The 19,179-nt window shown below is 73.7% G+C and carries 16 protein-coding genes; 9 read left to right on the forward strand and 7 right to left on the reverse strand.

Translation table 11 applies throughout. The annotated features are described in order from the left end of the window. Window positions 1–31: 31 nt before the first annotated feature. On the reverse strand, window positions 32–961 hold the full coding sequence (locus tag F6X68_RS18395; RefSeq protein ID WP_151455447.1) for an NAD(+)/NADH kinase: 930 nt from the start codon (window positions 959–961) through the stop codon (window positions 32–34). A 212-nt stretch (window positions 962–1,173) separates the two neighbouring features. On the opposite strand from F6X68_RS18395, the gene F6X68_RS18400 reads away from it, so the two are divergent. The 5 genes from F6X68_RS18400 to F6X68_RS18420 all read left to right on the forward strand — a co-directional run bounded on the left by F6X68_RS18400 (window position 1,174) and on the right by F6X68_RS18420 (window position 7,197). Next, window positions 1,174–2,118: an NAD-dependent epimerase/dehydratase family protein gene (locus F6X68_RS18400; RefSeq protein ID WP_151455448.1), complete on the forward strand. Its 945-nt coding sequence runs from the start codon at window positions 1,174–1,176 to the stop codon at window positions 2,116–2,118. Between the two features lie 220 nt (window positions 2,119–2,338). After that, entirely contained in the window at window positions 2,339–3,277 is a 939-nt protein-coding gene (locus F6X68_RS18405) for an NAD-dependent epimerase/dehydratase family protein (RefSeq protein ID WP_225852284.1), read from the forward strand. Window positions 3,278–3,291: 14 nt separating this feature from the next. Next, on the forward strand, window positions 3,292–4,689 hold the full coding sequence (locus tag F6X68_RS18410) for a lipopolysaccharide biosynthesis protein (protein ID WP_151455450.1): 1,398 nt from the start codon (window positions 3,292–3,294) through the stop codon (window positions 4,687–4,689). Between the two features lie 134 nt (window positions 4,690–4,823). After that, entirely contained in the window at window positions 4,824–6,041 is a 1,218-nt protein-coding gene (locus F6X68_RS18415) for a glycosyltransferase (RefSeq protein ID WP_151455451.1), read from the forward strand. After that, window positions 6,019–7,197 (forward strand): glycosyltransferase family 4 protein, encoded by a 1,179-nt coding sequence (locus F6X68_RS18420; protein WP_151455452.1) that lies wholly within the window; start codon window positions 6,019–6,021, stop codon window positions 7,195–7,197. Before F6X68_RS18415 ends, F6X68_RS18420 begins: the two co-directional genes overlap by 23 nt. Here the strand turns inward: F6X68_RS18420 and F6X68_RS18425 are convergent. Beyond that, entirely contained in the window at window positions 7,084–8,439 is a 1,356-nt protein-coding gene (locus F6X68_RS18425; RefSeq protein WP_151455453.1) for an O-antigen ligase, read from the reverse strand. The genes F6X68_RS18420 and F6X68_RS18425 overlap by 114 nt on opposite strands. A gap of 194 nt (window positions 8,440–8,633) precedes the next feature. Between F6X68_RS18425 and F6X68_RS18430 the strand changes: the two genes are divergently transcribed. Genes F6X68_RS18430 through wecB form a run of 4 tightly spaced genes read left to right on the forward strand, consistent with a single transcriptional unit; the run spans window position 8,634 to window position 13,151 of the window. Beyond that, a complete protein-coding gene (locus tag F6X68_RS18430; protein WP_305069292.1) occupies window positions 8,634–9,674 on the forward strand; it encodes an SDR family NAD(P)-dependent oxidoreductase in 1,041 nt (346 codons plus the stop codon). Next, a complete protein-coding gene (locus F6X68_RS18435; protein WP_151455455.1) occupies window positions 9,668–10,795 on the forward strand; it encodes an NAD-dependent epimerase/dehydratase family protein in 1,128 nt (375 codons plus the stop codon). Before F6X68_RS18430 ends, F6X68_RS18435 begins: the two co-directional genes overlap by 7 nt. Further along, window positions 10,792–12,030, forward strand: coding sequence for a glycosyltransferase family 4 protein (locus F6X68_RS18440; protein ID WP_151455456.1), 1,239 nt, complete (start codon window positions 10,792–10,794; stop codon window positions 12,028–12,030). Before F6X68_RS18435 ends, F6X68_RS18440 begins: the two co-directional genes overlap by 4 nt. Further along, window positions 12,027–13,151 (forward strand): non-hydrolyzing UDP-N-acetylglucosamine 2-epimerase, encoded by a 1,125-nt coding sequence (gene wecB, locus F6X68_RS18445; RefSeq protein WP_151455457.1) that lies wholly within the window; start codon window positions 12,027–12,029, stop codon window positions 13,149–13,151. The genes F6X68_RS18440 and wecB overlap by 4 nt, the downstream gene beginning before the upstream one ends. A 62-nt stretch (window positions 13,152–13,213) precedes the next feature. Here wecB and F6X68_RS18450 read toward each other — a convergent pair whose 3' ends face one another. From F6X68_RS18450 to F6X68_RS18470, 5 genes are all read right to left on the reverse strand, one after another. Beyond that, window positions 13,214–15,085 (reverse strand): nucleoside-diphosphate sugar epimerase/dehydratase, encoded by a 1,872-nt coding sequence (locus F6X68_RS18450; RefSeq protein WP_151455458.1) that lies wholly within the window; start codon window positions 15,083–15,085, stop codon window positions 13,214–13,216. A gap of 149 nt (window positions 15,086–15,234) precedes the next feature. Beyond that, window positions 15,235–15,879 (reverse strand): acetyltransferase, encoded by a 645-nt coding sequence (locus F6X68_RS18455; protein ID WP_132235840.1) that lies wholly within the window; start codon window positions 15,877–15,879, stop codon window positions 15,235–15,237. Further along, window positions 15,876–17,024, reverse strand: coding sequence for a DegT/DnrJ/EryC1/StrS aminotransferase family protein (locus F6X68_RS18460; protein ID WP_151455459.1), 1,149 nt, complete (start codon window positions 17,022–17,024; stop codon window positions 15,876–15,878). The genes F6X68_RS18455 and F6X68_RS18460 overlap by 4 nt, the downstream gene beginning before the upstream one ends. Next, window positions 17,021–17,716, reverse strand: a complete 696-nt coding sequence (locus F6X68_RS18465; protein WP_305069293.1) for a sugar transferase — start codon at window positions 17,714–17,716, stop codon at window positions 17,021–17,023. The genes F6X68_RS18460 and F6X68_RS18465 overlap by 4 nt, the downstream gene beginning before the upstream one ends. 393 nt (window positions 17,717–18,109) lie before the next feature. Beyond that, window positions 18,110–18,544 (reverse strand): hypothetical protein, encoded by a 435-nt coding sequence (locus F6X68_RS18470; RefSeq protein ID WP_151455460.1) that lies wholly within the window; start codon window positions 18,542–18,544, stop codon window positions 18,110–18,112. Window positions 18,545–19,179: the final 635 nt, after the last annotated feature.

The raw sequence follows: 19,179 nt of genomic DNA on the forward strand, positions 1-19,179 counted from the left end.
CCCCGCCCCGGCAGCGGGGCGTGTGGCCTGGTCAGCGGGGCGGGGGCAGCTCGCGGCGGTTGAACTTCTCCCGCAGGCCCTCCGGCAGCAGTTCGCGGAGCTGGTCGGGAAGCAGCGGCAGGTCCAGCAGGCTCAGCTTGAGCTGGTTGCGTTCCTGGTAGCGGCGCGGGTCCAGGCGGACGACCAGGCCGGCGTCGTGCCGGTAGCGGATCTGCACGACGCCCTCCGTCGCGGCGTCCCGGATGACCAGGCCGTCCACCTCCACCGCGACCGGGCCGGAGCCCTCGCGCAGTTGCAGGCGGACCGTCTCGTGGGGGGAGAGCACCAGCGCACGGGAGATGCCGGCCATCGGGGCGGACGGGGTCACCACCACCGCCTCGGTGGCCGGCGAGACGAGCGGGCCGCCGGCGGCGTAGCTGTAGGCGGTCGAGCCGGTCGGGGTGCTGACCACCAGCGCGTCGCAGCGGTAGTACCCGTACTGCTGCCCGTCGACGGCGAGGGAGGCGCTGACGAAGCCGGCACCGGGCTGGCGGATCAGCGCGATGTCGTTGAACGCGACGAGGTCGTCGCCGCAGACGTCGCAGGCCAGGCAGCTGTGGTTCTCCACCGTGAAGTCGTGCGCCACCAGCCGGTCCAGGGCCCTCGGTAGCTCCGGCGGCTCCACCTCGACGAGGAAGCCGAGCTTGCCGACGTGTACGCCGAGCACCGGCTTCGGATCGTGGACGGCCGATCGGAGCGCGCCGAGCATCGTCCCGTCGCCGCCGATGGCGATCAGCGCGTCCGACCGGTGGGCCACCTCGCCCACCGGCAGTGGTTCGACCGTGGCCGGTACGCGGTGCCGGTCCTCGGCGCGTACGGCCAGGGAGATGTGGTGCCGGGCGGCCCAGGTCACGATGGTGTCGACCACCGCGGAGACGTCCCGGGTGGGATGCAGCACCAGCCCGAGCCGGCTCCGGTCCATGCCTACAGCTCATCACATCCCGGGGTCCCGGGACGGGCGTACCGCGAGGCGGGCGGGCGACCGCGCGACGTGTCACTTCGTCACGTCCGGAGCTTTCCGCGTGACGCGCCGGTGCACGGGTCGTTGGTGGAGACGGGAGCGGGTCCGCAGGGGCTCGATGTCCCGGGCCCGCGTGCAGGTGGCGCGCCGGGCGGGAACCACGAGGAGGATCTTTGAAGATCGTCGTTACCGGTGGCGCCGGTTTCATCGGCTCCAACCTGGTACGCGCCCTCGCCGACACGCCGCAGGTCACCGAGGTGGTGGCCGTCGACGACCTCTCCACCGGGTTGCTGGAGAACCTGATCGACCTGCCGGTGCGGCTGTTCACGGGGACGATCCTCGACCCCGATCTGCTCGACGAGGCGGTCAGCGGGGCGGCCGGCGTGGTGCATCTCGGCGCCCTCGGCTCGGTGCCCCGCTCCATCGACGACCCGCTGCGCAGCCACCACGCCAACGCCACCGGCACCCTGAGCGTGCTGGAGGCCGTCCGGCGCCACGGGGTCCCCCACGTCGTGGTCGCCTCGTCGTCCTCCGTCTACGGCGCCAACCCCGTTCTGCCCCGCCAGGAGACGCTGCGGCCGATGCCGGTCAGCCCGTACGCGGTCTCGAAGCTGGCCACGGAGGCCTACGCGCTCGCGTACGCCGCCTGTTACGGCATCGGCGTGCTGCCGTTCCGCTTCTTCAACGTCTACGGGCCGCGTCAGGCGGCCAACCACGCGTACGCCGCCGTGGTGCCGCGGTTCGTCTCGGCGGCGCTGGAGGGCCGGCCGCTCCAGGTGCACGGCGACGGCACCCAGTCCCGCGACTTCACCTACGTCGGCAGCGTCACGGACGTGATCGTCGACGCGGTCCTGCGTCGCGTCTGCTCCCCCGACGTGGTGAACCTCGCCTTCGGCGCGCGGCTCTCGCTGCTGGAGCTGATCGCGGAGCTGGAGGAGGTGCTCGGTCGCCGGCTCGAGGTGGAGCACGGCCCGTCGCGGGCGGGCGACGTGCGCCACTCCGACGCGGACGACGGGGTGCTGCGCGCGCTCTTCCCCGACGTGACGCCGGTGCCGCGCGCCCAGGCCCTGCGGGCGACCGTGCAGTGGTACGAGGCGCACGCGGAGCAGCTTGCCTGACGGCGGACCGGCCACCGGCCGGGGCGCGGGCGGCGGTGGCCGGTACCCGCCCGAACGGGTTGGCGGGAGCCGCCGGTGCGACGGCACCCCGTCCTGATCCGCAACCGTGACCTTGGGTGTTGCTTGTCGTTGACTGTCAAGAAGGGTGCAAAAAGGTCATTTCGCCTAGTTGGCGCCGGTAGGCGGCAACACGCGACATCGGGGGAAACAGTTGAAGATCGTGGTCAGCGGCGGGGCCGGTTTCATCGGTTCGAACCTGGTCCGGGCGCTCGCCGAGCAGCCGCGGATCAGCGAGATCGTGGTGGTCGACGACCTGTCGACCGGTTCGCTGGACAATCTGCTGGACGCGCCCGCCCGGGTCCTCGTCGGCTCGGTCTGCGACCCGGACGTGCTGGACGACGCGCTACCGGGCGCCGCGAGCGTCGTGCACCTCGGTGCCCTCGGTTCGGTGCCCGGGTCGATCGACGATCCGGCGCGCAGCCACCACGCCAACGCCACGGGAACGGTGAGCGTGCTGGAGGCGGTGCGCCGCCACGACGTGCCGCACGTGGTGGTCGCCTCGTCCTCCTCGGTCTACGGGGCGGCTCCGGGGATGCCCCGGCACGAGGCGCTGCGGCCGATGCCGGTGAGCCCCTACGCGGTCTCCAAGCTCGCCACCGAGACCTACACCCTCGCCTACGCTGCCTGCTTCCACCTCGCCGTGCTCCCGTTCCGCTTCTTCAACGTGTACGGGCCGCGGCAGGATCCCGAGCACCCCTACGCCGCCGTGGTGCCGAGGTTCATCGCCGACGCGCTCGACGGCCGGCCCCTGACGCTGCACGGCGACGGCCAGCAGACCCGCGACTTCACCTACGTCGCCGACGTCACCGACATCATCACCGACGCCGTGGTGCGCCGCGTCGGCGCGCCCGACGTGGTCAACCTGGCGTTCGGCACCCGTACGTCGCTGCGGGATCTGGTCGCCGAGCTGGAGGTCGTGCTCGGCCGGCGGCTCGAGGTGGAGCACGGCCCACCGCGGCCCGGCGACGTCCGCGACTCGCAGGCCGACTGCACCCGGCTGCAGGAGCTGTTCCCCGCCGCCCGGCCGCACTCGCTGCGCGCCGGTCTGGCGGCGACGGTCGAGTGGCACTCGGCTGCCCGCGCGCTGAGTCCGGTCTAGGGCGGCCGACCGCGATGCACCCCGCCGTCACGCAGCCGGCCGACGCCCGATCCGCGCCGGCCGACCCGGCTGCGGACGACAGGGGCCGTGACCGGAGGCTGGTCGCCGGCATCGCGACGACGGTGGGCAGTCGGGCGGTCGGTGCCGTCGTGCCGCTGCTGCTGCTCCCGCTCACCCATCGGTACCTCGGCACGGAGCTGTTCAGCCTGTGGCAGGCGGTGACGGCACTGACTGCGATGGCGGCCTTCGCCGACCTCGGCCTGGGCAACGGGCTGATGACCAAGTTGGCGGACACCCAGGCCCGGGGCGAGACCGCCCAGGCCAGACGCTACGTCTCCACCGCCTACCTGACCCTGGCCGGCGCGGCGGTCGCGGCCTGCGCCGCCCTCTGGATCGGGGCGCTCGCCGTCCCGTGGACCTCCGTGTTCAACCTGCCCAGCGCCGAGCTGGTGCCGACCGCCCGGTCCATGACGCTGGTCTGCCTGACCGTCTTCATCCTCAACGTGCCGATGTCGCTGGTCATCCGGGTGCAGTACGGCGTCCAGCAGGTCGCCCGCGCCAACACGTGGCAGTTGGCCGGATCCCTGCTCTGCCTCCCGCTGACCCTGGCCGCCGTGGCCCTCGACGCCGCGCCGGTGACCTTGGTGGCCGCCGTGGTGATCGGTCCGCTGCTGGGCAACGCGGTGAACAGCCTGTGGTTCTACATCCGGCGGATGCCGGAGCTGGCCCCGTCGTTGCGGTGCGTGGAGAGGGCCGCCGCCCGGGAGTTGCTCCGGCTGGGCGGGATGTTCCTGCTGCTCACGGCAGCGCTGACGGTCGCGACCAACGCCGACCCGCTGATCGTGGCACAGACCCGTGGCCTGGCCGACGTGGCCGTGTTCGCCGTGGCCGCCCGCCTGATCGCGCAGCTCGGGCTGCTCATGTCGATGGTGAGCGCGGCGGCGTGGCCGGCGCACGGTGAGGCGCTGGCCCACGGGCGGGTGGCCTGGATCCGTCGCCGCACCAGGCGGATGACCCTCGTGGCCGCGACAGCCGTCGGGCTGCCGAGCATCGTGGTGGCGCTCGTCGGTGGGCAACCGTTGGCCGCGCTGATGGGGATGACGCAGGCACCGGACCGGTGGCTGCTCGCCGGCCTCGGTGCCTGGTGGATGGTGCTCGCGGTGGCCTCGCCCTGGTTCATGGTGCAGAACGCCGCCGGGGTGGTCCGTCCGCAGCTCGTCGCCTGGGCGGCGTACCTGGTCCTGGCGGTGCCGCTGAAGTGGTGGGGCGCCGGGGCGCTGGGGATGGCCGCGGTGCCGTGGCTGGGTGCGGCAGTCGCACTGGTGACGGTGTTCCCGGCGGCGCTGCTGGGTTACCGCCAGGTGCTGGCCCGAGCCGGCCCGGCGGTCCAGGCCCAGCGGGTCGCGGCATGAGCGGACCGCCGGACCGGGCACGCCTGGTCGCCGCGCCACCACAGCAGGGGCCCGGTGACCCGGGCCTTCGTCGCCCGCCCGGCGGAGGTCTCCGCCGTGGCCGTACCCGGCCCGGTGCCGGAGAGGACAGTGCCATGACGGATCCATCCGGTTGGGTGGCGTACGTGGGGCCGTTCCGCTACCCGTGGGGCGAGGCATGCTCCCGGCGGGTCGACGGGATCGCCCGGTCGCTGGCCCTGGCCGGCCGGCACGTGGTGGTGGTCGGCGGGGAGCACACCCCGGCCGAGCCTCGACCGGTCGACGTCGTGACGGGGCCAGGCACGATAACCCACGTCGGAGTGGGCGAGCTGCCGCCCGCCGGGGCGAGCCCGGCGGCCAGGGCGACCCAGGTGCTCCTCCGCTGGGGAGCGCGGACCGTCGCCTGGCTGGCGGCGCAACCGACCCGACCGTCACATGTCGTGGTCTACGGCGGCGGGACGCCGTACATGGTCCACCTGCGCCGGTGGTGCCGGCGCCACGGGATTCCGCTGGTGGTCGACGTGGTCGAGTGGTACAGCCCTCGGCAACTGGTCGGCGGAGCGCTGGGCCCCCTGCACCTGTCTGCGAAGCTCGCCCTGCGCCACCACTACCCGCGCTGCTCCGGCGTCATCGCCATCAGCACCCTGCTCGAGGAGCACTTTCGGCAGCGGGGCTGCCAGGTCGTGCGGGTGCCGCCGACCCTCGACGTGCGGCAGCTGGCGGGCACACCGGAGACCCCGGCCACCGGGTGGGACGGGCTCACCCTGGTCTACGCCGGCACCCCCGGCCGCAAGGACCTGCTCGGCACCGTCGTCGAGGCGGTCGAGGCGGTGGCGCGCTCCGGTGCGCGGCTGCGGCTGCGGGTGGTGGGGCCGTCCCGCCAACAGCTGCGCGATCTGCTCGGCGGCGACCCGCCGGAGATGGTGGAGGTGGTCGGCCGGGTGCCGCAGTGGACGGTGCCGCAGCTGTTGCGCGAGGCCGACTTCAGCGTTCTGCTCCGGCCGCCGGCGCGTTACGCCAACGCCGGCTTCCCGACGAAGGTCTGCGAGTCGATGGCGAACGGCACCCCGGTGATCTGCAACCTGACCAGCGACCTGGGCCGCTACCTGGAGGACGGCGTCAATGCCCTGGTCTGCACCGACCACTCCGTGGCCGCGCTGGCGGCGACGCTGCACCGGGCGGTGCGGCTGACCGCCGAGGAACGGCTGCTCATGCGCAAGGCCGCCCGGGAGCAGGCGCTGGACTCCTTCGACGTCCGGGCGTACGCACAGCCGCTGGCGCGGCTGCTCGATTCTGTACAGGAGGTAACGGGTGCCGGACACCGGGGGCACTGAGATGCCGGAGCGGATGCGGGTGTGCGTGGTGGGGCCCCTGCCGCCACCGATGGGAGGCATCGCCCGCGGGGTGGCGATGCTGGTCGACCGGTTCCGCGACGATCCGGAGGTCCACATCGAGGTGGTCGACATCGCCCAGCGGTGGCGCGGCGTGCACGACCTCGTGCCGGGGCGACGCCTGACGGCGGGGGTACGCCAGCTCACGGCCGGCGCCGTGGCACTGCGCCGCGTCCTGGCCGCGGGCCGGACCGACGTCGTGCACCTGCATTCGTCCGGTGGCCCCGGCGTCCTCCGGGACCTGGCGTTACTGCTCATCACCCGGGTGTACCGGCGACCGGCCGTCTACCACCTGCACTTCGGGCGGATCCCCGAGATCGCGGGGCGCGGCAGTCGGGAGTGGCGGTCGATGGCCTCGGCGATGCGGCTGGCGACGGTCGTTCTGGTCCTCGACGAGGCGTCCGAGTCCACCGTCCGCAACCAGCTCCCCACGGTGTGGGTGCGGCGGATGCCGAACGGAGTGGACCTCGACCGGCTTCCGGCGCCACACCGGAACCCCGCGCCGGCGGAACGCACGGTGCTGTTCGTCGGCTGGTTCCTGCACGCCAAGGGGGTCGAGGACCTGCTGGCCGCGTGGCGGACGGCCGCGCAGCCGGGTTGGCGGCTGCTCTTCGTCGGCCCCGCCGATCCGGCCTACCTGCGATCGGTGACCGAGCGGCACCAGCCGCCGGCGTCGGTGTCCTTCCTGGGCGAGCTGCCGCACCCGGACGTCCTCGCCATGATGGCCCGCTGCGACCTGTTCGTCCTGCCCAGCCACACCGAGGGGTTCCCCAACGTGGTGGTCGAGGCGATGGCGCTCGGCTGCCCGGTCGTCGCCACCGACGTGGGGGCGACCGCCGAGATCCTCGGCGACGACAGCGGGGTGGTCGTCGCGCCCTCGGACCCCGCCGGCCTCGCCGCGGCGCTGCGGGATCTGATGACCGACCCGGCGCGCCGTGCTGAGCTGGCCGACCGGGCCCGGGCCCGGGTGCACCGGCTCTACGGGCTACAGAGCGTGCTGCGCCAGCACACCGACCTGTGGCGTCGGGTCGCCGGTTCCCCCCGGCACGACCGCCGGCCGCCGGCCGCCGCTCCGGGGAAGCACCCCGTCGGGTCCTGACCGGTGGTCTCTGCGGTGGTGCCGGCCGCCGGTGCCGTGCGGGCGGCTCGACGGGTCGGCCGTGAGGGCGGGCACGAGCGAGAACAACGCCAGCGGTAGCCAGGCGGCCAGGGCGGCCTCCCAGTGCCCGGTGAGCCAGATCGGCAGGAACATCACCAGGAACAGCCCGGCCAGCCGCGCGCCGAGCCGGGAGGCGCGCCCGACGGGCCAAATGGCGGCGGCCAGGACGGCCGCGTAGCACAGCACGCCCACGAGCCCGAGGTCGGCGCCGAGGGTGAGGACCAGACTGTGGGCGCCGATTCCCCAGGAGCTGACCGCCATGAACGCGCCCGCCCCGATCCCGGCGAGCGGGGACTGCCCCCAGATGGCGACGGCCTCGGGCCAGACCAGCATCCGGCCGGCGAGGTCACCGGTCGCCCGGTCGGCGACGAGGCCGTCGAGGCGCAGCATCGTCGCCTCGCCCAGGCCGAGCGGTACCAGGAGCAGGACCGCCGGGACGACCACCGCCGCGACCAGCCAGCACGCCCGGGGGGCCGCCCGGCTGCACACCAGGTAGACGGCGCCGAGCAGCAGCGCGGCCAGCGCGCCCCGCGTGCCGCTGAGCAGCACCGCGTAGCCCAGCAGCGGCACGCACGCGTAGAGCGCGAGGCGGACCGCGCGGGGCAGCCCACCGACGCTGCCCAGCAACACCGCCAGCAGGATTCCGGCGACCATCGTGTAGGCGGTCAGGTTGATGTTGACTCCCTCGATGCCGTACCGGACGCTGAGGTCGAAGGCTCCCGTCCGGTCGAGGTCGCCGCCGGTGGAGGGTGCCCGGATCAGCTCGACCGCCCGGATGAGACAGCCGGCGATGAACGCGACGCCGACCGCGAGCAGATCGCGGGTGGTGGTCACGATGTGCCGCACCGCGACCAGCAGCAGCAGGCAGGTGCCGTACAGGTAGACGGTGCTGCGGGTCGCCGAGGTGTCGAGCGTCCACCCGAGGCTGGCGACCACCCACACGCCGAGCAGCAGGGCGAGCACGTCGACCAGCCCCGGCCGGGGGATGCGACCACTGAGGACGACGGCGGCCAACAGGGCGGGGCCCAGCGGGGTCTGGTCCACCGACCAGCCCACCATCAGGGCGACGACGCTGACGATCGCGACGCTGACCAGTGTGGCGTAACGCCGATGGGCCCGTCGCCGGTGCGTGCCGGGCGAGCGGGCGGGTCCGGACAGGAGGCCTGGAGGTACGTCGCCCACGCTGTAGTCCTTCGTGTCGGTGGCCAGGCGGCATATCCGCTGCTCGCCGAGTCTCCCACCTATTCCTTAATGAAGCGGGCATTCGTAGCGATTGTCGGATGAAAGGCGTTTCTCCGGTACGGGAGTGGTCGTTCCTCACAACGAACCCGCCGGGCGTACGGGGCGGGGCACGGCGAACCGACATGGGAGCGGGAGTGACCACAAATTCCAACGGCCAGCGGGTACTCATCACCGGCGGCACGGGTTCCTTCGGCAAGACGATGGTCCGCCGCCTCCTCGACCGTGGCGTCGGCGAGGTCCGGGTGCTCAGCCGCGACGAGGCCAAGCAGGACGACATGCGCCGGCAGCTCGGCGACGACCGGGTCCGCTACCACGTCGGGGACGTACGCGACTACGACTCGGTGCTGCGGGCCAGCCGGGGGATCGACTACGTCTTCCACGCGGCGGCCCTCAAGCAGGTGCCCTCCTGCGAGTTCTTCCCGCTGGAGGCGGTGCGGACCAACGTCCTGGGCAGCGCCAACGTCGTCGAGGCGGCGGAGCGTAACGGCGTCGGCTCCGTGGTCGTGCTGAGCACCGACAAGGCCGTCCACCCCGTCAACGCGATGGGGATGAGCAAGGCCATGATGGAGAAGGTCGCCCAGGCGCACGCCCGGAACAACCCGAACAGCGCGACGACGGTCTCCTGCGTCCGGTACGGCAACGTCATGTACTCGCGCGGCTCGGTGATCCCACTGTTCATCGAGCAGATCAAGGCGGGCCGGGCGCCCACCGTCACGGACCCGGGGATGACCCGCTTCCTGATGTCGCTGGACGACTCGGTGGAGCTGGTCGAGCACGCCTTCCAGCACGCCCGGCCCGGCGACATCTTCATCCGCAAGGCCGTCGCCTGCACCGTCGGCGACCTGGCCGAGGCGGTCTGCGAACTCTTCGACGTGCCCGCGAAGCTCGACGTGATCGGCGTACGGCACGGCGAGAAGCAGGACGAGACGCTGGCCAGCCGGGAGGAACTCGCCCAGGCGGACGACTTCGGCGACTTCCTCCGGGTGCCGCTGGACGCCCGCGACCTCAACTACGCGCTCTACGTCTCCGAGGGCGAGCTGGGCCGGGGGCCGCGGGAGGACTTCAACTCCGCCAACGCGCCGCGGCTGGGCGTACCGGAGATCGTCGAGCTGCTGAGGACGCTGCCGGAGGTACGCGCGGAGCTGGCCCTGCGGGACCCGGTGCTGGCGTGCTGAGGCTGGCGGTCACCGGCGCCGGCGGCTTCCTCGGCTGGCACGTGCGGGTGCTGCTGCGCGTCCTCGGCCGACCGGAGCCGGTCGTCGTCACGCGGGCTGACCTGACCGACCCGGAGCGGGTCGCGGCGAAGCTCGACGGCGTCGACCGGGTGCTGCACCTGGCCGGGGTCAACCGGGGCGAGCCGGCCGACGTCGCCGCCGGCAACGTGCAGCTCGCCGCCCAGCTCGCGCAGGGCCTCAAGCACTGCCCGACGCCCCCCGGCGCGGTGGTCTTCGCCAACTCGGTGCAGGCCGGCAACGGCACCCCCTACGGCGACGCCAAGGCCGCCGCCGCCGGCCTCCTGGCCGACACGGGCCTGCCGTTCGACGACGTCCTGCTGCCCAACCTGTACGGCGAGCACGGCCGGCCGTACTACAACTCGGCGGTCGCGACGTTCTGCCGGCTGCTCGCCGAGGGCGGGCAGCCGGAGGTGCACGGCGACCGCGAGCTGAGCCTGGTGCACGTCACCGACGCGGCGGCCCGGCTCGTCGGCGTCCCGGCCGGCGGCTCGTGGGACCCGGCCATGCCGGCGCTGCGGACCGGCGTACGGGCCCTCGCCGACCGGCTCGCCGACGTCGCCGCCACCTATCGGACGGGGGAACTGCCGTCCCTGGTGGACCGGCACGACGTGCGGCTGTTCAACACCTACCGCTCGCACTGCTTCCCGGCGCACTACCCGCTGGCGCTGCCGCGCCGGGCGGACGCCCGGGGCGAGCTGGTCGAGACGGTCCGGACGCACGGGGGAGGGGGCCAGACCTTCTGCTCCACCACGCGCCCCGGCATCACCCGGGGCGAGCACTTCCACCTGGCCAAGGTGGAGCGCTTCGTCGTGCTGCGCGGCACGGCGGAGATCAGCCTGCGCCGCGTCGACGACACCGGGGTGGTGCGGTTCGCGGTCTCCGGCGACGAGCCGGTGCTCGTGGACATGCCCACGATGTGGGCGCACAAGCTGGTCAACATCGGCGGCGACGACCTGGTCACCATGTTCTGGACGAACGAGCTGTTCGACCCGGAACGGCCGGACACCTGGCCCGAGCCGGTGGAGACGGGCCGGCCGGAGCGCGCCGTGGCCGTCCCGTGAGGATCGGCCTGGTCAGCCAGTGGTACCCGCCCGAAGGGGTGTTCATCCCCGGCAACCTGGCGCGGCAACTGGCCGAACGCGACCACGACGTGCGGGTGCTCACCACCTTCCCGAGCTACCCGCACGGCCGGATCTTCCCCGGCTGGCGGCAGCGCTGGCGACACACCGAGGCCGACGGGCCGGTCGCCGTGCGGCGGGTGCCCGCCTATCCCAGCCACGACACGTCCGCCGCCCGGCGCGCGCTGAGCCACCTGTCCTTCGGGGCCAGCAGCGCGCTGGGCGGCGTCCGCTGGTTGGCCGGCGTCGACGTCACCTACGTCTACCACCCGCCACCCACCTCGGCGGCCGCGGCGGCGCTGGTCCGCCTGGCCCGGCGTACGCCGATCGTGCTGCACGTCCAGGACCTGTGGCCGGAGTCGGTGCTCGGCTCGGGGATGGCGCCCGCCGGCCGGGCGGGCCGGGCCCTGGAACGCGGCGTCGCCGCACTGATGCGCGCGACGTACCGCCTCGCCGGCGCCGTGGTGGTGATCTCGCCGGCGATGGCCGACCTGGTCGTGGCCCGGGGCGCGGACCCGGACCGGGTGCGGGTGGTGTGGAACTGGACCGACGACGCGCTGTTCCGGCCGGTGCCGGCCACCGACGAGGCCCGCGCGGCGCTCGGCCACCGCGGGCGCTGCACGGTGATGTTCGCCGGCAACATCGGCCTCCTGCAGGGGATCGAGACCGCGATCCGGGCGGCGGCCGTCGTGCGCGACCGGATCGACCTGGTGCTGGTGGGCTCCGGTGCCGGCGAGGAGGCCGCGCGCCGGCTCGCCGCGGAGCTCGGCGCCGACAACGTGCGGTTCGTCGGCCGGCGGCCCGCCGAACGGATGGCCGCGCTGTACGCCGCCGCCGACTGGCAGCTGATCTGCCTGCGCGACCTGCCCGCGCTGCGCGGCAGCATCCCGTCGAAGTTGCAGGCCGCGCTGGCCTGCGGCAGCCCCGTGATCGCGTCGGTGGGCGGCGACGCCGCGGCCCTGGTCCGCTCGGCCGGGGTCGGCCTCGTCTCCCCGCCGGGGGACTGGCGTGCGCTCGCCGCGCGCTTCTCCGTCGCGGCGGCCGAGTCCGCGGACGCCCGGGCGGAACTGGGCCGCCGGGCCCGACGGGTCTACCAGGAGCGCATGTCGCTGCGGGTGGGCGTGGACCAGTTCGAGGACATCATGACCAAGCTGGCAGCAGAGAGAGGACGGGCATGACCCGGATCATGACGGTGGTCGGCACCCGACCGGAGATCATCCGACTGTCCCGGGTGATCGCCCGGCTCGACGACACCGTGGACCACCTGCTGGTGCACACCGGGCAGAACTGGGACAGCACCCTCTCCGACGTCTTCTTCAAGGAGCTGCGGCTGCGCGAGCCGGACCGCTTCCTGCGGGTGGACACCTCGTCGCTCGGCCGGGTGCTGGGCGGCGTGCTGGTCGGCATGGAGACGGCGATCGCCGAGACCCGACCGGACGCGCTGCTCGTGCTCGGCGACACCAACAGCTGCATCGCCGCGCTGATGGCCCGGCGGATGCGGGTGCCGGTCTACCACATGGAGGCCGGCAACCGCTGCTTCGACCTCAACGTCCCCGAGGAGACCAACCGGCGGCTCGTCGACCACGTCGCCGACTTCAACCTCGTCTACACCGAGCACGCGCGGCGCAACCTGCTGGCCGAAGGGCTGCACCCACGCCGGATCCTGCACACCGGCTCGCCCATGCGGGAGGTGCTGGAGCACTACCGCGCCGACGTCGCCGCGTCGGGCGTCCTGCGCCAGCTCGACCTCGCACCCGGCCGGTACTTCGTGGTCAGTGCGCACCGCGAGGAGAACGTGGACCAGCCGGACCGCCTCCAGCGCCTGCTCGACTGTCTCCGGGCCGTCCGCGACCGGTGGGGGCACCCGGTGCTGGTCTCCACGCACCCGCGTACCCGCAAGCGGTTGGAGGCCCTGGCGCCGGACGCCGCCGCCCTCGACGGGATCGCGTTCCACGAGCCGTTCGGCCTCTTCGACTATGTGCACCTGCAGACCAGGGCGTTCTGCGCGCTCTCCGACAGCGGCACGATCAGCGAGGAGGCCGCGATCCTCGGCTTCCCCGCGGTGACGCTGCGCGAGTCGATCGAGCGCCCCGAGGCGCTGGACGCCGGCGGGATCATCATGACCGGGCTCGACCCGCAGGGCGTCGTGGAGGCGGTCGAGGTCACCGTGGCCCAGGTCGCCGCCCAGGGGGTGCCGTGCCCCGTCGACTACCGGGTCCCGGACACCTCCCGCCGGGTGGTCGACTTCATCCTCTCCACCGTCCGCCGGCACCACGACTGGGCGGGCATCCGCCGCTGACCCGTACCGCGAGGGCCGGCGACCGGAAGCTCCGGTCGCCGGCCCTCATCGTGTGGCGCGCGTCAGCGGGACAACGGCACCTGCACCGAGGCGCGGGGGACCGGCACGACCGGGTGGTCGCAGAGCGCGGCGAGCTGCGCGGCCACCTTCTCCGGATCGTCGTACGGGTCGAGCCCGCTGACCTCGATCGGGTCCAGGGCCGGCACCGCTACATGTGACACCAGCGGGTGCAGCGGCCGGGTGTCGGTCTCGCCGGTGCCGAACAGGTCCTCGTGCAGCTTCTCGCCGGGGCGCAGCCCGGTGTAGACGATCGGCACGCCGCTCTCCGCCTGCTCGGCCATCTGCCGGGCCAGGTCGGCGATGCGGACGGGCTCGCCCATGTCCAGCACCAGCGCCTCCCCGTCGCGGCCGATCTCGGCGGCCTGCAACACCAGGTGCACCGCCTCCTGCACCGTCATCAGGTAGCGGGTCACCTCCGGGTGGGTGACGGTCAGCGGGTGGCCCAGCTCGATCTGCCGCTGGAACGCGGTCACCACCGAGCCACGGCTGCTCAGCACGTTGCCGAAGCGGACGCTGAGGAAGGTGCCGGGGAACCGGGAGGCGGCGTGCGCGGTCAGCCGCTCGGTGATCCGCTTCGAGTAGCCGAGGACGCTGATCGGGTCGGCTGCCTTGTCGGTGGAGATGTTGACGAAGCGGGCCACGTCGCGGCACGCGTCGAGCACGGAGAGGGTGCCCCAGACGTTCGTCTTCACCGCCTCGCCGGGGTGCCGCTGGAGCAGCGTGAGGTGCTTGAGCGCGGCGGCGTGGAAGATGACGTCCGGCCGGCGCTCGCGGATGATCCGCCGGATGCCCTCGTCGTCGCGGAGATCGGCGAGGATCAGCTCGGGGCCGTCCAGCAGGGCGCGGCCGGCCAGCGACATCTGGAGGCCGTGCAGGGCCGACTCGTCGCGGTCGAGCATCATCAGCTCGCCCGGGTCCGCCTTCATCAGCTGCCGGCACAGCTCCGAGCCGATGGAGCCGCCGGCTCCGGTGACCAGGACCCGCCGACCGCTGAGCCCGTTGCCGCTCAGCGCCATGTCGGCGACCACCTGCCGGCGGCCCAGCAGGTCGTCGATCTGCACGTCGCGGACGTCGGTGACGGTGATCCGGTGGTCGACGAGGTCCCGGACCGGAGGCAGCACCTTGAACGTCGCCCCGGTCCGGAGGGTGGCCTCGCGGATCTGCCGGATCAGCGCGGCGTCGGCGTTGGCGACGGAGAAGATCACCGTCGTCGCGCCGGTGCGCCGTACGGCCGCCGCCACGTCCTGACGGCCACCGAGCACGCGTACGCCGCCGATGCGTAGGTCCCGCTTGTCGGGGTCGTCGTCGAGGGCGCCCACGGGCCGGTAGCGTCCACGCGGATCGCCGAGCATGGCCCGCAGCAGCCCCTGCCCGGCGTCGCCGAGCCCGAACAGCAGCACGGGGTTGGAGGACCGGGCGTCGGGCCGCATGGCCAGGTCACGGCGGTGCCGGTAGGTGAACCGGGCGGTCAGCATGAACAACAGGGCCAGGGCGCCGCCGACCAGCGGCGTGCTCGCCGGCACCGGTCGTACGCCGGCCGGCAGCAGCCCGATCAGCATGATCGCGGCCGTGGTGGCCGCCGTGCCCGCGACCCCCTGCACCTCCTGGAGGCTGCCCAGCGGGTGGCGTCCGGAGTAGATCCGGCGGACCGCCGCGACGGCGACGTGCACGACGGCGGCGAGGATGCCGCAGGTGGCGGCGCGCGCGAGCTGGCCGGAGGCCAGGTCGAGTTCGTAACGGAACCAGACCGCTGCGGTGAACCCACCGACCCAGGCGGTGCTGTCGGTGGCGAGGAATCCGATTGTGCGGCGACGCGCCCTGGCCCGGTGTGAACTCTGTTCACCGAGTCGGGTGGCCTCTGTTTCGGGCGGCATCTGTGCTCCCTGTCCGTCTCCGAGGGCTTCCGCCACAGGGCGGAAGGAGCTTTAGGGCTCTTTAGGTTGATACATGCCCGAACATGATTTTTGGCGTCTTTCGGGTTGGATGACCGATTTTTCGTCCGCGGGGCCGAGGGCTCGTCGGGTCAACGGGCGGGCACGCCCTTGACCACGACACCGTCCGGCACGTCCCGGACGACGCAGGCGCCCGCCCCGACGGTGCTGTCCCGGCCCACCCGCAGGCCCTGCAACACGGCCGCCGTCGTGCCGACCAGCACCCCCTCCGCCAGGTGGCAGTCGCCCGAGACGGCGGCCAGCGGATTGACCGAGACGAAGTCGGCGAGGGTGCAGTCGTGCCCGACCGTGGCGTTCTGGTTGAGGTGCACGTGCCGGCCGAGCGTGACGTTGGTGGTGACCCGGGCCCCGGCGAAGGCGACGAGGCCCGGGCCGTGCACCGTGTCCGGCCCGATCGTCGCCGCCGGATGCACGAGGCTCGCCGCCGGCGTGCCGTACGCCTCGACCCGGGCGGCGACCGCCCGCCGGACGCGCGGGTCGCCGATGCCGATGACGTGGTGCGCGTCCGGGGGCGCGTCGCGCAGCCAGGCGACGCCGCCGAGATAGGGCACGTCGAGCCGTTGCACCCGCTTCAGGTTCTCCTCGGAGGGCCGGTCGTCGACGAACCCGAGGAGGCGCCAGCGTGGCCGGCCGGCGGCGACGTCCATCGCCCGCGCGATCGTGAGGACCTCCCGGCCGTGCCCGCCGCAGCCGACGACCACCAGCGGGACCGTCACGCCGTCGACCCTCCCGTACGGGCCGCCAGGAACTCGTCGACGGCGGCGAGGACGAGGCCGACCTGCCGCTCGTTCATCGCGCTGCCGCTGGGCAGGGCCAGCCCGTCGGCGAACAGCCGCTCGGCCACTCCGGTGACGAGGCACTCGGCGTCGGCGTACGCCGGTTGCAGGTGCATCGGCTTCCAGACCGGGCGGGTCTCGATGTCCCGCCCCGCCAGGTGGGCGGCCAGGTCGGCGGCCCGCCAGCCGGCCCGCCGCGGGTCGACCGCGATGGTGGTCAGCCAGCAGTTGGAGCCGGGGTCCTCCACGCCGAGCAGCCGCACACCCGGGACCGGGGCGAAGAGCTTGGCGTACTGGTCGCGCAGGTGCCGGCGCCGGGCGATCATCCCGTCCAGCCGGACGAGCTGGGCGCGGCCCAACGCGGCGAGCAGGTTGCTCAGCCGGTAGTTGTAGCCCGTCTCGCGGTGCTCGTAGTGCGGCGTCGGCTCGCGGGCCTGGGTCGACAGGAACCGGGCCCGGGCCAGCAGGGCCGCGTCGTCGGAGACGAGCATCCCGCCGCCCGAGGTGGTCATGATCTTGTTGCCGTTGAAGGAGAGGATGCCCACCTGCCCGAAGGAGCCGGCGGGCCGGCCGTGATGGGTCGCGCCGAGGGCCTCCGCGGCGTCCTCGACCACCGGTACGCCCGCCGCCGCGCAGACCGGGGCCAGCGCGGTGTGGTCGGCGCAGCTGCCGAAGAGGTCGACGGGGACGACCGCGCCGACGCGCTGTCCCCGGAGGACGAGTGCCCGGATCAGCTCGTCCACGAGGGCCACGTCGAGGTTCCCGGAGTGCGGGTCGCAGTCGACGAAGACCGGCCTGGCACCGGCGTAGCGGACCGCGTTCGCGCTCGCCACGAACGTCAGCGTCGGCACGATGACGGCGTCGCCGGGCCCGACTCCCACTCCGAGCAGCGCCAGGTGCAGCGCGGCCGTGCCGGAACTCACGGCGACGGCCCCGTGCGTGCCCACCCGCGTGGCGACCTCGCGCTCGAACGCGTCGAGGTCCGGGCCGACGGGCGCGACCCAGCCGGACCGCAGGGCCGCGACGACGTACGACTCCTCCAGCGGCCCGACGTCGGGCGGGGACAGGTGGATGGTCCCGCTCATCGGCCACCTCCGGCGGGGACGGTGAGGGTGGCGTCCGGTCCGGGTACTGCCGGGGCGGGCGGGGGCGTGCCGAGGAACTCGGGAGCCGTGGCCGAGCCCGCCGCGGAGATCCCCTCGCGGCGCAGCACGGTGCGGACGGTCGCGGCGAGGATCGACAGGTCCAGCCGCAGGCTGCGGTGGTCGACGTACCAGACGTCCAGGTCCAGCTTCTCCTCCCAGCCCAGGCTGTTGCGGCCACGCACCTGGGCCAGCCCGGTGACGCCCGGCCTGACCTCGTGCCGGCGGGCCTGGGTGGGGGAGTAGCGCGGCAGGTACTCGGTGAGCAGGGGACGGGGGCCGACCAGGCTCATGTCGCCGCGCAGCACGTTCCACAGCGTCGGCAGCTCGTCCAGGCTGGTGGAGCGCAGGAAGCGCCCCAGCGGCGTCAGCCGGTCCCCGTCGCGCACCCGTCCCCGCAGCGGATCCGGCGGGAGCATGGTGCGGAACTTGACCAGCTCGAACACCCGGCCGTGCCGCCCCACGCGGGGCTGCCGGAACAGCACCGGCCGACCGAGTCCCGCCGCCACCAGCACCGCCACGACGAGGACCAGTGGCGCGGTCAGCACCAGCAGCACCGCGGCCGCCAGCACGTCGATCGCCCGCTTCAGGGCCTCCGGTCGGGGCCGCTCCGCGAGGCTTCCAGGCGTGTCCACGGAACCAGGCAAGGCTTCGACCTCCAGGGGCAGAGTCGGGCACCAGTTGACAAACACGTTCTAACAGGGATGAACGCGCCAGCGGTGCGAAATCGCGACACTCGCCGCCGATCCCGACAGGTCAACCGCGCAACGGCCCGTCAGGACGCGGCCCGACGCCGAAGACGTGCCCCTCGACCCGCGTCGCGGCCCTGGTGGGGCGGCACGTGGGCCGACGCCGGCCGGTGCCGCCGCCCGCGAATGCGCAAGGGACCGGCTAGCCCCGCGCCCTCGGCGGGCCGCTACCCACCCGCCGGCTGATGGTCGGCGCACCCGCCTGCCGATGCCACGGCACCCGCCTGCCGAAGTCACCGCACCCGACTGCCGATGTCCGGCGCTCCCGCCTGCCTACGCTCAGGGCGTCGCGTCGCCGCCTTCGAGCCGGCGGACCAGTAGCGTGCGCAGGGGGATCGACTCGCCGTCGCGACCACCCGCGCCGACCACGAGCGGCGGCGGACTCGGCTGGGGCTCGGCCCCGAACAGCAGGGCGCGCGGGCCGCCGGCCACGGTCAGCAGGTGGAACCGCCCGTCGACGTCGACGGCCCTGGTGCGGGCCCGGTCGACGTACCAGCCGCGCAGCCCCGTCCGGTAGCTGCCGCGCCCGTCGAGGCCCCGGGCCGTGAGTCGTTCCGTGGGCAGGCCGCGCCGGGTCGCCTCGGCGACGAACCAACCGACCAGCTCCGCCGCCTCGGCGTGCTCGGCCGCCCGCCGGCGCTCGTCGGCCGCCGCGTGCGCCCGCACCGCCCGCCGCTGCCGTTCCCGCCACTCCAGGCCGTCGCCCCGATCCACGACCGCGACGGTACGCCCCACCGCCCGTCACCGGAAAGCACCACCGCGCCCTGTCGCCGGTCCGGCCGGTCGACAGGGCGCGCACGCCGGGCGCTGATGGCCGTGAGCAGGTCCGCGGGCGATTAGGTCGGCACGACGCTGTCGAGCTGAGTCGTTTGCGACGACGGGCGCTGGCGGTCGTGGGTGGGTCCGCGGGTGAGAGGTCGGCGGGACGCTGTCGAGCTGAGTCGTTTGCGACGACGGGCGCTGGTGGTCGTGGGTGGGTCTGCGGGTGAGAGGTCGGCGTGACGCTGTCGAGCTGAGTCGTTTGCGACATCAGGCGGTTGCCTGAACCGTCGTTGAATCGTCTACGACATCAGCTCGACAGCGTCGTGCGTGCGTCCCGTGCCGCCCTGGAATCCGGCCGGCCTGGCCCTACATGCCGCCGTCGCTCCGTCCGGGCGGCCCGGGCCGTGTCGGGAAAGTGCGGCCCGGGCTGTGTCCGGCCAGTGCGGCCCGGGCTGTGTCCGGCCAGTACGGCCCGGGCCGTGTCAGGCGAGTCCGGTCCGGGCCGTGTCAGGCCAGTCCGGCCCGGCGCAGTGCGTCCGCCATGGCGTCGTTGGCCGGCGCGGGTCCCGCTCCGCCTCGGCCCTGCC

Source organism: Micromonospora sp. AMSO12t, from assembly GCF_008806585.1.
Lineage (GTDB): Bacteria > Actinomycetota > Actinomycetes > Mycobacteriales > Micromonosporaceae > Micromonospora > Micromonospora reichwaldensis.

Bases quoted from the DNA above. Each gene is read 5' to 3' on its own strand.
- F6X68_RS18395 (WP_151455447.1), bottom strand. From the start codon at position 961: ATGGACCGGAGCCGGCTCGGGCTGGTGCTGCATCCCACCCGGGACGTC.
- F6X68_RS18410 (WP_151455450.1), top strand. From the start codon at position 3,292: ATGCACCCCGCCGTCACGCAGCCGGCCGACGCCCGATCCGCGCCGGCC.
- F6X68_RS18415 (WP_151455451.1), top strand. From the start codon at position 4,824: ATGACGGATCCATCCGGTTGGGTGGCGTACGTGGGGCCGTTCCGCTAC.
- wecB (WP_151455457.1), top strand. From the start codon at position 12,027: ATGACCCGGATCATGACGGTGGTCGGCACCCGACCGGAGATCATCCGA.
- F6X68_RS18450 (WP_151455458.1), bottom strand. From the start codon at position 15,085: ATGCCGCCCGAAACAGAGGCCACCCGACTCGGTGAACAGAGTTCACAC.
- F6X68_RS18460 (WP_151455459.1), bottom strand. From the start codon at position 17,024: ATGAGCGGGACCATCCACCTGTCCCCGCCCGACGTCGGGCCGCTGGAG.